14 protein-coding genes are annotated in these 15,614 nt (G+C 50.4%); 6 read left to right on the forward strand and 8 right to left on the reverse strand.

Translation table 11 applies throughout. The features are described from left to right. The 5 genes from HY879_02505 to HY879_02525 all read right to left on the reverse strand — a co-directional run. Window positions 1–1,233 (reverse strand): hydantoinase/oxoprolinase family protein (locus HY879_02505; GenBank protein MBI5602202.1); only part of this gene is annotated, 1,233 nt, incomplete at its 3' end. A gap of 177 nt (window positions 1,234–1,410) precedes the next feature. Further along, entirely contained in the window at window positions 1,411–2,373 is a 963-nt protein-coding gene (locus HY879_02510; protein MBI5602203.1) for a hypothetical protein, read from the reverse strand. A gap of 59 nt (window positions 2,374–2,432) precedes the next feature. Next, the gene (locus HY879_02515) at window positions 2,433–2,762 is read right to left on the reverse strand and encodes an acetophenone carboxylase (protein MBI5602204.1); all 330 of its coding nucleotides are present in this window, start codon (window positions 2,760–2,762) and stop codon (window positions 2,433–2,435) included. Further along, window positions 2,759–4,798 (reverse strand): hydantoinase/oxoprolinase family protein, encoded by a 2,040-nt coding sequence (locus HY879_02520; GenBank protein ID MBI5602205.1) that lies wholly within the window; start codon window positions 4,796–4,798, stop codon window positions 2,759–2,761. The genes HY879_02515 and HY879_02520 overlap by 4 nt, the downstream gene beginning before the upstream one ends. Before the next feature lie 216 nt (window positions 4,799–5,014). After that, window positions 5,015–5,653, reverse strand: a complete 639-nt coding sequence (locus HY879_02525; GenBank protein MBI5602206.1) for a TetR/AcrR family transcriptional regulator — start codon at window positions 5,651–5,653, stop codon at window positions 5,015–5,017. 227 nt (window positions 5,654–5,880) lie between these two features. Between HY879_02525 and HY879_02530 the strand changes: the two genes are divergently transcribed. From HY879_02530 to HY879_02550, 5 genes are all read left to right on the forward strand, one after another. After that, on the forward strand, window positions 5,881–6,255 hold the full coding sequence (locus HY879_02530) for a septum formation initiator family protein (GenBank protein ID MBI5602207.1): 375 nt from the start codon (window positions 5,881–5,883) through the stop codon (window positions 6,253–6,255). Continuing rightward, window positions 6,224–6,820, forward strand: coding sequence for a hypothetical protein (locus HY879_02535; protein ID MBI5602208.1), 597 nt, complete (start codon window positions 6,224–6,226; stop codon window positions 6,818–6,820). The genes HY879_02530 and HY879_02535 overlap by 32 nt, the downstream gene beginning before the upstream one ends. A 21-nt stretch (window positions 6,821–6,841) precedes the next feature. Next, a complete protein-coding gene (efp, locus tag HY879_02540; GenBank protein ID MBI5602209.1) occupies window positions 6,842–7,402 on the forward strand; it encodes an elongation factor P in 561 nt (186 codons plus the stop codon). A 220-nt stretch (window positions 7,403–7,622) separates the two neighbouring features. Continuing rightward, complete coding sequence (locus HY879_02545) at window positions 7,623–8,723, forward strand: hypothetical protein (GenBank protein MBI5602210.1); 1,101 nt, start codon at window positions 7,623–7,625, stop codon at window positions 8,721–8,723. Continuing rightward, window positions 8,720–8,956 (forward strand): hypothetical protein, encoded by a 237-nt coding sequence (locus HY879_02550; GenBank protein MBI5602211.1) that lies wholly within the window; start codon window positions 8,720–8,722, stop codon window positions 8,954–8,956. Before HY879_02545 ends, HY879_02550 begins: the two co-directional genes overlap by 4 nt. 53 nt (window positions 8,957–9,009) lie before the next feature. Here the strand turns inward: HY879_02550 and HY879_02555 are convergent, their stop codons facing one another. The 3 genes from HY879_02555 to mfd form a co-directional block, all read right to left on the reverse strand. Further along, entirely contained in the window at window positions 9,010–9,411 is a 402-nt protein-coding gene (locus tag HY879_02555) for an Hsp20/alpha crystallin family protein (GenBank protein MBI5602212.1), read from the reverse strand. A gap of 12 nt (window positions 9,412–9,423) precedes the next feature. Next, a complete protein-coding gene (locus HY879_02560) occupies window positions 9,424–9,885 on the reverse strand; it encodes an Hsp20/alpha crystallin family protein (GenBank protein ID MBI5602213.1) in 462 nt (153 codons plus the stop codon). Between the two features lie 261 nt (window positions 9,886–10,146). After that, window positions 10,147–13,635, reverse strand: coding sequence for a transcription-repair coupling factor (mfd, locus tag HY879_02565; GenBank protein ID MBI5602214.1), 3,489 nt, complete (start codon window positions 13,633–13,635; stop codon window positions 10,147–10,149). Between the two features lie 283 nt (window positions 13,636–13,918). On the opposite strand from mfd, the gene HY879_02570 reads away from it, so the two are divergent. Then, on the forward strand, window positions 13,919–15,220 hold the full coding sequence (locus HY879_02570) for an adenylosuccinate lyase (protein MBI5602215.1): 1,302 nt from the start codon (window positions 13,919–13,921) through the stop codon (window positions 15,218–15,220). The last annotated feature ends 394 nt before the right edge of the window (window positions 15,221–15,614 follow it).

The following is a 15,614-nucleotide window of genomic DNA, read 5'->3' on the forward strand; positions in this document are numbered from 1 at the left end:
ACTCAGGTCCGAATCCAAAAGCATCTTTCCCCCAAGGTAATTATCCGGGTTGAGATAGCCCAGGACCAGATCGGCATCGGTGACCGTCGGTTCTTTGCCCCCCTGGTCATAGCAGGCCGGACCGGGCATAGATCCGGCCGACTGGGGGCCGACCTGGAGGGTCTTGCCCATCAATTCATTGATCCAGGCGATGGAACCCCCGCCGGCCCCGATGGATTTAACTTCAATGGCCGGGATATTGGTACGCCAGCGGTCGATGACCGGAATAAAATCGTAGGTGCGCAGACGGCCACCGGTAATGACGCCGATATCAAAGGAAGTGCCGCCCATATCGGTAAAAATGATATCTTTATAACCGTAAACGCTGCCCAGGGTGGCCGCCCCATGGAGCCCGGCCACCGGACCGGCGTTGTGGGTCAGAACGGCTCTGGTCCTGGAGGCCTTTTTCATTCCACCCGTATTGTGGACCAGGATCAGAGGCCTTTTGTAGCCGCCGTCCCGAAGCTCGTTGCCTAATTTATTAAGCTCCTCAGCCATGACCCCATGGATATAAGCGTTGACCATGGCGGTAATAAAACGGGTGTATTCGCCGGATTTGGGCGAAACCTCAGAGGAAAGGGTCACCGGCATGGATCCTAAATACACTTCCGGATATTCTTCTTCGATGATCTCCTTGATGGCCCGTTCATGGGCCGGATTAACAAAAGACCAGAGCAGGCAGACCACAAAGCCCATGGCCCCCCGGTCAACCAGGACCTGTAGTTTTTCCAGAACTTCCTCTGGCTTAAGGGGACAGATCACCTGGCCGAAGGAATCGATCCGTTCATGGACCCCGACCACCATATCCGGCGTAATCAAGGGAAGAGGTTTTTGAATGCGGCCCAGGTCTTTATTCTCTTTGGTCGATAGTCCATCGGCCCAACTCCGGCCCCGGCCTAAATAAATGGTGTCTTCGAACCCCGAGGTGGTAATCAGGCCCAATTTAGGGCCGGTCCGCTCAATCAGGGCATTGGTCCCCAGGGTAGTGCAGTAGCGGACCGCCTCGGTCCGGTCCAGGAATTCCTTTAAATCCAGGTGGTGAAGGCGGGCTAATTCCTGTACCCCCCTGATAAAGCCCACCGACAGATCATAATGGGTGGTGGGTGTCTTGGTGATCAGGGACGGGCCTTGATCCTGGGTGCAGTAGAAATCAGTAAAGGTCCCGCCGATATCGATATTAATGCCGTACCCCATAACGTGCCTCCTTTTAATTCTTACGCTCTAAGTCTGCGAATTTATCTCTCACTTTTTTACTGTCCAGGACAGATGGTTGCTCGTTGCTGGTTCCTGGTTGCTTGTCAAAACGAGAAACGAGTAACGAGTAACGAAAAATTCGCAACAGAGAAATTTCAAATACCTTTGGTTAGGATCTTACCTATCCGTCAATCTTACCTGATTGATCTCCCGGATCAATTGTTGTAGCGTTTCCAAATGGACTTCACGAGTCACAGGTCCGAAGCTGGTAAAGAAAAAACTCTTTCGGCCTTTGGCCCCATACCAATCCACCCCCTGTTGAATAACTTCCCGGGCCTTGGGAATGTCCGACATGGGCAGGCCGATTCCGATTCCCCGGGCCTCGGCCCCGAGATCCCAGAGGGCTGAAAGAGGGGGCAGGCCCTGGTCTTGCGATGGGCCGAGGATATAAATATCCATTTTTAAAGAGGCGAAGGACCCCACCTCCTGCGGACGATAGCCCTGTAAATAAAGGGCATCGGAGAGGTTATAATAGGAAGTGATATTTTTAAGGGTCTGGTAGAGCCGGCGATGGGCGGCAGTTGGCTCGGCCAGAGCCAGAGGCCGGCCTTCCATAAAAACCAGGACATCCGGCCGAATCCGGCAAAAGGCCTCGGTGACCCTTACCACCAACTGCTTAACCTCCATCAGGCGCTTTTCCCCTTCTTCGCGGCCAAAGAGCTGATGGGCCAGGGTTACCGGTCCGGTCAGGGCCGCCACACAGGCCCGCCTGGCCCGGCAGACCTGGAATACGCGGCCGGCCGTTTCCAGGGCATTTTTCATTCTCCCGCTCTCTTCCGGGGTCTGGCATAACGCTTCGGGCAGGGCGGCAATCCTCGGCCGGTCGTTTTCCCATTTGATTCGGCAACCGCAGGCCTCAGCCATGAGGCTGAAATCAAATCCGGCCACTAGACCGTCGAAATCAAAAAGCTCAGTCGTTTTCGCCAGGCAGTTGGCCCATAAGGTAGGGTCGGAATGAATGGCCTCCTGGGCCAACCCTTCCACCCGGGCCGTCAGTCCCCGGATCAAGGGCACAAAGGGCGGCCTTTCAAGAGGCTCCCCCTTTAAAAATTTAGTGAAAAGCTCCCGGCCGGTAATCATTTTTATCTTAAACCCTTGAGACTCTATTGCTGAAAATGACTTTCTCCGAACTCCGAACTCTAAACTCCGAACTTTATTTTCAACCTATCGACATCCAGCTCTATTTCATGAGTCAACGGGTGTCCGGGGGGCAGATATTCATTTTCGATCATGACACCGCACTGGGGGCAGTAGAATTCAATGATCCTGCAGAATTCCGGGTCCGGACAGAAGCTGTAGGACTGGTCTTCGACCAAAGGCTGGTGGACCTCATTGGCCGGCCGTTCAGCCACCAGGCAGCCTTTTTTATAATTTTCCCGGGCCCCGATCAAGGCCTGACCGCAGCGCTGGCAGGTCCACAGTTCCTTGTCGAGGTCAATTTCCAGATATTCGGTAATACGAACCTTCATGATGAAACCTCCTCTAAAAGGGCATTGTTGTATTGATCGATGCCCATGGCCCATCCCGGGGAGATCAAAAGGGTGGTCTGCTCGGATTCGCAAATGGCCGGACCGATGAGCCGATGGCCGTGGCCCAGGAGGGCCCGGTCGTAAATCGGGGTTTCCCCGGCCCCTCCCTTAGCCCCCCAAAAGACCCGGCGCCTTCCTTTGAGGGCCTGCTCTATCTTTAATCGGCTCAGAGGATATTCCGGCATTTGAGGATGGGGCACCGGCGACTGGGCCAGGAGAACGGCCTGGGTTAAGCGCATTCCTTTTGCCGTGGTCTGGCCGGAGGCGGCCAGGGCTTCATTGGCCCGTTGGATAAAAGCGTTTATCCGCTCCGGGTCTTCATAAAAGTCTTGCCCGGCTTCCAACCTGATCTCCTGCCCATTTCCCGAGGCCCGGAAGAGCAACTCCAAAACGGTGCCGACCTGGTCCCAGGGAAAGCCCTCGCCGCGCATATCCCGTTCGGCCTCCTTCTTCATGGAGGCCACGGCCTGGGCCAGATGGTTTAAGTCCTGGTTTTTCTCAAGGGACAGGTCCAGACGGCGGGAATAAAGATGCCCCACGTCCATACTCGATGAGGAAAAAGCCGAAAAAACCGCTGAAAATGGAGTGAGGATAATCTTTTTCAAGCCGGCGATTTGAGCGATCTGGCAACAATGGGCTGGACCGGCCCCGCCATAAACCACCAGAGGAGGAAGCCCTTTGGGCCATATTTCCGATTTCAGCCTTTTAATTTCCAGACCCATGGCCTGATCAATTTTTTGTTTGACTGTTAGAGCGGCTTCTTCAACGGTTATTCCCAGGGGTTTGGCCAGCTTTTCTTCCATCATGGTCCGGGCCTTGGACCGGTTGAGTTTAAGGGACCCCCCCAAAAAATAATCAGGGTCCAATATGCCAAGGATCAGGTCGGCATCGGTTACCGTCGGCTCGGTTCCCCCCAGATCAAAAGATACCGGTCCGGGTAAGGCCCCGGCCGATTGGGGACCTACCTGGAGATTTCCATCCCGCACATAAGCGATGGAACCACCGCCGGCTCCGATGGCCCGGATGGAAAGCATGGGGATGTTGACGGCAAAACCCTCAATCTCCGGCCTGAGAGTATAACTGGCCCGGCCCTGGTGCACGTATCCGACATCAAAGGAGGTCCCACCCATATCGGCCGAGATCAAATCCTCCGCCCCGTAGAGCCGGCCGGTCAGACGGGCACCCAATAGTCCGGCCACGGGCCCGGAGTTATAGGTATTAATGGCCTGAGTCTTGGCCACCCTGGCTACGGCACCATTATTGTGGACGATAAACAGGTTCTTTTTATACAAATGCCGCCGGAGATCTTCCCCGGCTTTATATAACAGGCGGACCAGCTTGGCGTGGATATAGGCATTAAGGACCGAGGCGTTTATCCGTTCCAGAAGGCCCGAGCGGCCGGAGATATCGGAGGACAGGAATACCGGGACCGACCCAAGATAGTCGCTGGAATATTCTTTTTTGATCGTCTGACGTATCCGGCGTTCATTTTGGGGATTGATTTCCGAGTTGGCCAGAGCCACTACCAGACAGCGGGCCCCTTGATCGATAAGTTTTTGGGCCCCGGCCATGGCCTGCTTTTCATCCGGTTCCTGGATGACTTCTCCGGAGGCGGAAGTCTTTTCTTCCAGACCAAGGACCATATCCGGTAAGATTAACGGGGTCTTCCCTTGATCGGCATCATTAAGCGCCAGTCCTTCGCTGCCGGCGTTGACCAGAAGGCCTATTTTACTGCCGTCTCTTTGGATGATCGTATTGGTCCCGATGGTATTGGCAAAACGGATGATATCCGTTTCATAAAGGAGATCCTCCACCGGCACACCGAACCGCCCGGCCCCTGCTTTGATACATTCCAGAAAACAAACCGTCAGGTCGTGCGGGGTGGTCTGGACCTTCACGGACTCGAATCGGTGGTCAAGGCCAAAAAACCCGTCCGTAAAGGTGCCACCTGTATCAATGTCTATTGTATAACCCATGACACTTCCCTCCTCCGGCTATTATTTTGATGGAGTTGTTAGATCTGATTTCGGACCCTTTTCTTTGGTAACAATTTAGCCCTTTGAAAAATTTGAGACTTTTACCTGAAAATTCTAACGTTCGCACACGTCATTCCCGTGAAAACGGGAATGACGGAGAGGTTATCGACCTTTTTTCAAAAAGCTAAACGGATATTTTCTTAGAGGTTTGAGCCTTCAGCTCGATTTATTGCCCTTATTTCCAATAACGCCATAGAGAATAAAGGAAATGATCTCCCGGCAGATCTGTTCCAGCGTCAGGGCCCCGTCGGTTCTGTACCAGCGCAAGAGCCAATTGATGGTGCCGAAAATGTTAAAGGCCAGGACGGTTAAATTGCGGGAATGAATGTGGCCTGACTTTTTCAGGGTTTTAAGCTCTCCAAGATAAATATTGAGTATTTCACGCTGAATCTGGCGGTTGACTTTATTGCCTTCGGGTGAGAGGTGTTCTTCATCGAGGGAAAATATTTTGGCTTCGTTCATGCGGGCCTCGGAGATCCGGATGTGGGTCTCCAAAAGTAACTCGAACCGCTCCAGGGGCTCCATATCCTTTTGGGTTATCTCTTTTAACCGATACACCAGTCTTTGGGAGGATTCTTCCAGGATGGCCAGCAGGAGGCCCTCCTTGCTTCCGAAGTAGTGATAGATATTAGAGATGCTCATGCCCATGGCCTGAGCGATATCGCGGATAGAAGTCCCTCTGAAGCCTTTGGCGGCAAAAAGATCAATGGCCGTCTTCAGGAGTTTTTCTTTGCCTTCGATAAGATCACCCATGGTTCGAAAAACCTTTCCCGTTTCCCGCAAGGCGGGATTCATCGCTTTCCCTTTGAGCGTTGGAAATTACATATCAAACGTTCGATATGTACATATCAAACGTTCGATACGGTTGTCAAGAAAAAAAATTTGGTTGATGAAAAAAATAGTGGTGGCAATTAATGCAATATCCGGGTAATATGAGATAATTAATTACTCAGAGGCCGGGAATGCCATGAATTTTTTTTCCGGAAATTTCAATAAAAGACTGAAAGATACAACGGGTTTCAATGGCCTCCGAGAAAATCCCGACCATGGCCTTCTCTTTTAATCGTTCAAAAAGCTGGGGGGTTTGGTCTCTCCTGATTTTGCTCGGCTTCGGCTTGATATTTTTGATTTTTAATGGCTATCATGAGATCCAGAAAATGAAACAATTGGCCCAAAAAAGGGAAACCCTGGTCCATTTGAATCAGGATCTGAATCGAAGAAACGAGGAAATGTACCGGGAGATTACCCGACTCCAACGAGACCCCGCTTATTTGGAAGAAATCGCCAGGAAGGAGTTTGGCCTGGTTAGACCGGACGAGATCATCTTTTTTATTGATGAAGGCCCAAAAAAGGAGGCGCCCCGAAATGCCACCGGAATCCAGTTTAATCACCCCTGACAAAGAACACCCGGCATCCAAAAACCTCTCTATCGAGATTGAATCCTCTCCACCTTTTATTTTGGATGTCGCACAATTATTCCGAGCTCACCAACTACCCGACAAGGCGGTTGAACTCTGCCGTCTGGGTCTGAACAATTTCCCCGGAGATCTGGGGTTACGGCTTGGAATGGCCTTGGGCTACCTGGATCTAAAAGAAGAGGAAAAAGCCTGGGGGGAAATATCCGCCGTAGCCCGGGAATTGAACCAACTCGCCCCGACTTTAGAAATAATCGCCAAATTTTCCCGGAAATTTGGACAAGCCGGACTATCCGAATGGTTCACCCTTCTTTCCCAGGTACTTGCCAAATATCCTGAAGCCCTTCAGGGCCTTAAGGTCCCATCTCAACCCCTTGAAAAATCTTTTAATGAAGATTTGGAGGCCAAAGCAGATCCTATAATAAAAAAGGAATTCCCCCCTTCTCCACCGGAAGAAATCGGGGAGAAGGATTCGGGTAAAGAGGTTCTTCCAGATTCTAAAGTCTTATCGACTCTGAATGACTGGTTGTCCCAATTAAAAACATAAGGAGGATTTTTAAGCAATATCATGTATTCTACCGCTGAATTTAAAAAAGGTCTTAAAATCGAATTGGATGGAAAGCCTTTTCTGATTGTGGATTTCCAACATGTGAAACCAGGAAAAGGCGGAGCATTCGTTCGGACCAAACTTAAAAATATGATCAACGGAAGGGTTGTCGATCAGACTTTTCGGTCCGGTGAAAAAGTAGGGCGTCCGGACATGGAAGAGAAGGAAATGCAATACCTCTACCGGGAAGGCGATAATTTTGTTTTTATGGATAATGCCACCTACGAACAGGTCTATTTATCCAGGGAACAGATAGGAGAACAGGTTCAGTTTCTTCAGGAAAACATCAACATCAAACTCCTCTATTACAATAAGGAACCCCTGGGACTGGATCTGCCTAATTTTGTGGAATTAACGGTAACCCAAACGGATCCCGGTTTCAAAGGGGACACGGCTACCGGGGGGAATAAACCGGCCACCGTGGAAACCGGTGCGGTCATCCAGGTCCCCCTGTTTATTGCAGAGGGAGACCGTATAAGAGTGGATACCCGAACCGGGTCCTATATGGAAAGGGTGAAATAGTATCAGACTCAAAGCTGAAAGCTCAAGGGGAAAACCGGATGAAGGAGCGCTTCGCTTGAGGAGCATCCGCTTGAAGCGGATTTGAGGAGCATTTCATTTGAGGCAGGGAAATTACTCAAGGCTCAAAAGGATTCAACCAAACCTCTATGCCCCTTTGCCCTATGCGCTATGCTCTCACAACCCGTAACCAGTAACGAGTAACAAGCAACGAGAACCATCCATGTCTTCAAAAAAATCCCTCTGGCATAACCTGAAACCCTTTACGGCTACCGGAATAGGCAGTGTGCCTTTTCTTTCACCGGAGCAGGCCTGCAAGGAAATATTAGCCTATGAATCATTGATCCCTTTCTGGCCCCAATTGGTTCAAAGGGATCCGCGGGAAGAGATGCTCATCCAGTACAGCCCTCCTTTGCCCTGTCTCAAACCTGACCTTAAAGAAAAAAACCTTTATTACGATCCGGATTGTAACCGATCCGAAGCCCTGCTCTTTTTTTATGAAAAGTTTCTGGCCTCGGACCCTTCCTTTTTCTCCATTCTTCCGGGGTTTGCCTCTGGATTTTACCAGATGTTGAAGACCCTGCCCCTCCTCAATTCATTGGAGGCTTATGTCAAAGGACATATCGTTGGTCCTGTAACCTTGGGGCTGGGGGTCAAACTATCTTCCGACCAATTCCTGATCCATGATGCCGAGTTGATGGATGCGGTAATAAAAGGATTAGCCGGTCAGGCTGTTTTTCAGGTAAAAAAATTTGAAGGTTTGGGGCGAAAATCCATCATTTTTATCGATGAGCCTTCTCTTTCAGGATATGGTTCGGCCTTTACCCCTTTGTCTAAAAATGAGGTTCAGGAAATTTTAGGGGAGACCATCCATCTCATTCGCGAACAGACCAGGGCCTTGATCGGACTTCACTGTTGCGGGAATACCGACTGGGCTTTACTCTTATCCCTGGATCTGGACATCATCAATTTGGATGCTTACGGCTTTGGGGAATCTTTTGTACTCTACCCCAAAGAGATCAAAAACTTCCTGGAAAAAGGAAAAGCCGTGGCCTGGGGTCTGGTCCCGACGGCGGATTACACCGGAAAAGAAACGGCACCTAGGTTGTTGGATCATTTAGCCGTCTTATTCGAGACTCTGATCAATAAAGGGATCGACAGGGACCGGTTAACCCATCAGGCATTAATCACCCCGGCCTGCGGAATGGGAACCCTTTCCGAAGATACGGCCAGGCGGTTGTTGGCACTCTTGTCCGAGGTGAGTAGGATGGCCGGGGAAAGATTTAAGCTTTCAGCTTTTTACTCGGAGGACTTTAGATCATGAAGATATGGAGTCTCTCTCTTATTTTTACCCTTCTTCTCACCGCCAGTCTCCAGATCCGGCTCTCCCATGACAATAAAAAAGGCTATTCTTATACCATCTCCGGCCCTGAGATCGATGAAATTATCGAAGCCGACAAGAAGATGAAACAATACTTAAAAAGCCAGGCCCCCAAAAAAAATGCGGGCCCGGCACCTTCCATAACGGCACCCCGGCCCGCTCCTATAAAAAAATAAGCGTAAAGAGCGCTCTTCCCTCAAGGTTTTTCCCTTTGAGCTTTGAGCTTCTATTATTCCACCTTCACCTCAATCCTCCGGGGTTTGGCCTTTTCAATCTTCGGCAAGATCACCCTTAAGATCCCATTCTTTAAATGGGCGACAATTTTATTCTGATCGATGGCATCGGACAAGCTGAATTGCCGTTGATACCTTCCCGTCTCATACTCTTTGAGCACGATCCGTTCCTGAGAGCCGATGAGTTCAGCCACTTCCCCACTGATCAAGATCTGGTTGTCCTTTAAATCAATTTGTAATCCCTCTTGATCGACACCCGGCATCTCGGCCACCACAGTCAATTCCTCTTCGTTTTCAAAAATATCTACGGCCGGGATAAAAATCAATCCTGCCTTGGTAGGCTCTCCGGCCCCTTTGAGTTCCTGCTTGGTTCTGAATTGCATCTCTTTTTCAGTCATCGTCTTCACCTCTTATGGCTCTACCTGAATCTCAACCGGTCTGGGCTTTACCTCCTCGGCCTTAGCCAATTTGATGGTCAAAATCCCATTCCTGGTCCGCGCCTCTACCCGTTCGTTGTTCACCCTGGAGGGTAAGGCAATAACCCGCCTGAATATCCCTTCTTCTCTTTCCCGCCGATGATAATTGATCTTTTCACCTTCCCGGGCGGTTTTGCGTTCGCCTCTTAAAATGAGTTGATCGTTAACAACAGAAAGGTCCAATTGTTTGGTCTCGACTCCGGGCATTTCAGCCCTCACATAATAATAGTCATCATCCTCACTGACGATTACCGGCGGAAAGACCGGCCTCGTATCCGGGGCGGTCCTGGCCCCGGATACCCTCTCCCATAAGCGATTCATTTCGTTATGCAGTCTTTCCACCTCCTGAAAGGTATTTCCAAAACCCGGTGGAGGCCCCCATTTCCAAATAGCCATCGTTCTCCCCTCCTGTCAACCATGGTAATTTTCGCTTAAAACTAATCATCCTTTTGGTCTTGTCAAGGAGGTGAAAATCAAAGGAAAAAAAATAGCTCAATGCTCAAGGCTCAAAGGAAAAACCGACTAATACCATAGAGACACTTTTTCCGTCATTCCCGAATGTCTTTATCGGGAATCCAGGGTTTTCAAGAAAATGAGAAATCGAGGTTAATGCCTTGCTTTGAGCCTTTTTCTTTGAGCTTTATGCTTTGATCATTCTCAATTTAACACCAACTCAAAGCGCACCAACAATCTTCGAATGGCCTCCAGTTCGGTCTCTTCCCGGCTGTGAGAGCAATATAATTTCCCTTCCCCTTTGAAACGATAATTTTTCGGGTCTTGCTGGACCAGGGTCACCAGCCTTTCCGGTTTCCAGGACCCCTTTGGAAAAAAAGAAAAGACCAGATCATTTTCAAGGATCTCAATTTTTTCAACCCCTATCTGTTTCATCTTCTGTTTGATACTCAGGACCTGTAATAGATTTTTAACTTCTTCGGGGATCGGGCCGAAACGATCTTCTAACTCTTTTTCCATCTCGCTTAGTTCATCCTCGGTCTTCAAGGTAGCCAGACGTTTATATAACGACAAGCGATGCCCGGTGTCCTGGACGTATCCTTCAGGAATAAAAGCCGGGATCCGGAGCCGGACCTCGGGCTCCCAATCGTCGGTCGGGGCGGCGCCTTTCAGCTCGTTAACAGCCTCCTCCAGCATCTGAAGATAAAGTTCATAGCCTACGGCCGAAATATGCCCTGATTGACTGGTACCCAGCATATGACCGGCCCCCCGGATCTGAAGGTCATGGAGAGCGATTTTGAATCCGGCCCCAAATTCGCTGAAGTCCATCAAGACCTTCAAACGTTTTTGGGCCTCCCTGGTCAGAGTGCTTTCCCCTGAAACGACTAAGTAGGCATAGGCCCGTTCCCGGGACCGGCCTACCCGGCCCCGCAATTGATACATTTGGGCCAGGCCGAATCGATCGGCTTGATTAATAATAATGGTATTGGCCGTCGGGATATCCAGGCCCGATTCGATAATAGTCGTACAGACCAACAAATCCAATTCCCGGTGAATAAACTGAAGCATGACCTTTTCCAGTTCCTTTTCCGGCAACTGTCCGTGGGCTACGCCGATCCGCACCCCGGGGAGGATCTTCTTTAATAAATGGGCCATGGCCTGGATATTGTGGACCCGGTTGTGCACAAAAAAAATCTGCCCCCCCCGTTGCATTTCTCTTTGGACCGCCTCCACGATTTTGGCTTCATCAAAGCGAATCACATTGGTCCGGATGGATTGTCGGTCCTCCGGAGGGGTTTCAATGGTACTTAAATCCCTGATGCCGGTCAGGGACAATTGCAGGGTCCGGGGAATGGGCGTAGCGGTCAGGGTCAGGCAATCCGCCTGGGTGCGCAAGGTCTTGAGACGCTCCTTATGGGTAACCCCGAAACGATGTTCCTCATCGATAATAATCAGCCCCAGGTCTCTGAAGCGGATATCCTTCTGCAGTAAACGATGGGTCCCGATCACGATATCGGCTTTTCCTGCCGTTAGATCGGCTAAGGTTTGTTTCTGTTCCTTTGGGCTTTTGAACCGGCTCAAGATCCGCACTTCCACCGGGTAACCGGCGAAACGCCGGGCCATAGTTTGATAATGTTGTTCGGCCAAAACCGTGGTCGGGACCAGGACGGCCACCTGCTTCCCGTCCAACACGGCCCGAAAGGCCGCCCTTAGGGCCACCTCGGTCTTCCCGTAGCCCACATCGCCGCAGACCAGACGATCCATGGGCTTTTCCGCTTCCATGTCGGACAGCACCTCTTCTATAACCCTTTGTTGATCCGGGGTCTCATCATAAGGGAAAGCCGCCTCAAATTCCTTAAACATCTGGTCTCTGGATGAAAAGGAAAAACCCTTGCTCACTGCCCGATGGGCGTAGAGTTCGACCAATTCCTGGGCGATTTTTTCTACAGCCTTTTTTACCTTGTCTTTGGCTTTCTTCCAACCGGCCCCTCCCAACCGGTCTAAAACAGGGACCTGCCCTTCCAGGCCCATAAATTTATGAATTCCCAGGAGACGATCCACCGGCAGGTAAAGCTTATCGCCTTCGGCATATTCAATAAAAAGGAATTCCCCTTCCCAGCCGTTCAATTGAAAAAATTGCAGACCTCGATAGCGACCAATGCCATGGTCCTTATGGACCACAAAATCACCGGTCTTCAAATCGTCAAAAGAGGTGATATAGGCCTCCAAGTCTTCTTTCCGGCCTTTTTTTCTGACCTCCTTTTTGGGCTCAAAAATCTCCTCCTCAGTCAGGAAAATCAGTGAAGGAGATTTCATCCGGAATCCGGAAGAAAGCCTTCCGGTCAGGATCTGGATCCCCGGGGTCTGGCCATCGAAGGGATGTTTCTGCCCGGGGAAGTATGCAGCCTCTAATTGATAAAAGGAGAGGATTTCCCGGAGCCGTCTGGCCTGAGAGTCTTGGGAAACGACCAGCCAGACCTCCTGTCCTAATTCTTTCCATTCGGAGAGGAAGGAAGCCAACTTTTTAAGGGCCTCTTTGGAAGAAGGCTGTTCCCGGATCAGGCGGCTGACCTCTTTATTTTCAAGGGCGGAAAAAGACCAGAGAGGACCTTTCTCCGGATCCGTTGTTTCTACAGGAAGGTCTTCTATGATAATAGCCGGCACCGCCGACCAATTATCCCAAAATCCTTTTGGGGAATCCGGTCGATCCTTCTCCAGACTCCGCTGCAAGGCCAAGGGGTCCTTCCAGACCAGAAGGAAATCATCAGGCAGATATTCCTTCAGGGTGCCCGGGTTTTCATAAAACCAGTCCAGCCACCGCTCACCCCCTTCAAATGGAACCCCCTGAGCGAGGCGGTGTTTGAGCCAGGAGGCCTCATTTTCCGCCAGGGTCCCTTTGAATTGGGACGAGTTTAACCGTTCTTCGGCCAGGTGCATCCTTTCCGGATCCCAGATAATTTCGCTGATAGGCAGAAGAACCAATTCCTCCAGATCAAAAACCGATCGCTGGGTGGCTGGATTAAACTCCCGGATGGATTCCACCAGATCCCCGAAAAATTCAATCCGGATCGGGCGGCTGTACAAAGGAGGGCAGATGTCCATGATTCCGCCGCGGACACTGAGATCTCCCGGTCCTTCGACCAGGGGTGTCCTTAAATAGCCCCAGCGGGTTAATCCCAAAAGGAGATCTTCCCTGGAGGTTTCTTCTCGCCGGGCCAAATAATCCACTTCTTTGGAGAGGTGCTTCCTGGGGATGACCGCTGAATCGAGGGCCTGAATCGAGGTGATCAACAGGACCGGCCCTGGTCGGGTTAAAAGGGAATAAAGGCAGGCCAGGCGTTGGGCCGCGGTATCCGACTGGGGGGAATATTCTCGGAAATCCGGCTTTTCATAGGCCGGGAAAAAAAGGATCGGGTCAGGCAAAAAAAACGCGGTTTCGTCCGGATCCCGCTGGGCAAAAAAGGATAAATCCTGATAAAGGGTTTGGGCCTCTTTCTGATCGGCACAAACGATCAGCATCGGCCTCCTGGTTCTGGTCCAGCTCTGAAAAAGAAAATAGGCCGGCGCCGAACCCTGGAGGCCGCCGATCCTGAAAGGGAGGCGGCCGCTCTGGATTTCCTGAATCACGGTCTTGATACCGGCACCAGGCCGGCTCAGCCGCTCTACCTCTTCATTCCAAAATTTCTCGTTCATTTGATAGGAAAATATAGTTTCAAGATGCAAGATGTAAGTATGACAATCTCGTAAAAAGCTTCTGTCATCCCGAACGAACGTAAGGGATCTTAATGATTAATGCATGGCCTGGATTCCCGCCTGCGCGGGAATAACGAGTTTTTCCGAGATCATCAAATTAACTATTCAAAATAATCAGTTTTTGATTGACAAGCAAGTTTCATTTCAGTTTAAATAATAAATTTGAGCCCTGAGCCCTGAGCCCTGAGCCCTGAGCCCTGTCTATTACGATTCGGAGAACATCATGATCCCACGTTACACCCGGCCGGTTATGGCCAAAATCTGGAGCCCGGAAAATAAATATCAGAAATGGCTGGAGGTGGAAATCCTGGCTTGTGAGGCCCTCTCCCAATTGGGCTTCATCCCCTCAAGAGACCTTTCCCAGATCAAGAAAAAAGCCCGCTTTTCAGTGGAGCGGATCGAAGAACTGGAGCAGACCACCAAACACGATGTCATCGCCTTTCTGACCAATGTGGCCGAACATGTCGGCCCGGCCAGCCGTCATATCCATCTGGGCTTGACCTCTTCCGATGTCCTGGATACTTCTTACGCCGTCTTACTTAAAGAGGCCTCGGAAATCCTCATAGAGGACCTGAAGGGTCTGCAAGCCGTCATAAAAGACCAGGCCCTGGCCCATAAAAAAACCGTCATGATCGGCCGATCCCACGGCATCCATGCCGAGCCGATCACCTTTGGATTAAAAATGGCCATCTGGTACGATGAAGCCGGCCGAAACCTCCGCCGCTTGACCCAGGCCCGGGAGACCATTGCCGTGGGCAAAATATCCGGGGCTGTCGGGACCTTTGCCCATATTCCCCCGGCCGTTGAGACCTATGTTTGCCGCAATCTCGGACTCAAACCGGCCCCTGCTTCCAGTCAAATCGTTCAAAGGGACCGCTATGCCGAATATTTCTCTACCCTGGCCATTATAGCCGGTTCCATCGAAAAGATGGCGGTAGAAATCAGACACCTGCAGCGAACCGAAGTCCTGGAGGCCGAGGAATACTTTTCCAAAGGACAGAAGGGCTCTTCGGCCATGCCCCACAAAAGAAACCCTATCGCCTCCGAAAATCTTACCGGTTTGGCCAGACTGGTACGCAGTTATGCCATGGCCGCCCTGGAAAATCAAGCCCTTTGGCATGAACGCGATATAAGCCATTCTTCCGTGGAACGGGTCATCGGTCCTGATGCCACGATCCTTTTGGACTACATGCTGAGCCGCTTGACCGGTTTGCTCAAAAATCTGATCGTTTATCCGGACCGTATGCTGAAAAACCTGAATATCACCAGGGGCCTGCCCTTTTCCGAAGGTATCCTCCTGGCCTTGACCCGGAAAGGTATTACCCGGGAAGAGGCTTACCGCGTGGTACAGGAAAATGCCATGAAAGTCTGGGCCGGAGAAGAAACTTTTCAGAACTTATTGAAATCAGACCCCCGAATCCGGAAATGGCTCACCCCTCAAGAGCTCTCCCGGCTCTTTGACCTGAATCATACATTACAGAATGTGGAAACGATATACAGGAGGGTTTTTAAGAAGGGGAAATAGGGAGAAATTATAGCTGAAGGCTCAAAGGTCAAAGCAGATCATATTAAAGAGAGGCCGAATCGGGAACATATTGAATGCTTAAAAAATTCAAATTAAGGCGTTGAAATTAAAAACCCTTCAACTCGATTCTGAAATCCTATTTTTGGAACTTAAAAACAGGATAAAGGCTGAAAACGCGCTCTCAGCATTTATCCTGTTTTCACTTTGAGCTTTCATCTTTGAGCATTGAGCTTACTTTTCAGCTTTGAACTTGCTTCGACTTCCTACGGCTATGTTTCTTCTTCTTCCGGTCTCCGCTCTCACCGTAATAATAGTAGTAATACTGGTAATAATAATAACTGTCTTTCCCGATATTGACGGCATTCAAGACTGCGCCAAGGACGTGGGCCTGCAC

This window comes from Deltaproteobacteria bacterium, from assembly GCA_016219225.1.
Taxonomy (GTDB): Bacteria; Desulfobacterota; RBG-13-43-22; order RBG-13-43-22; family RBG-13-43-22; genus RBG-13-43-22.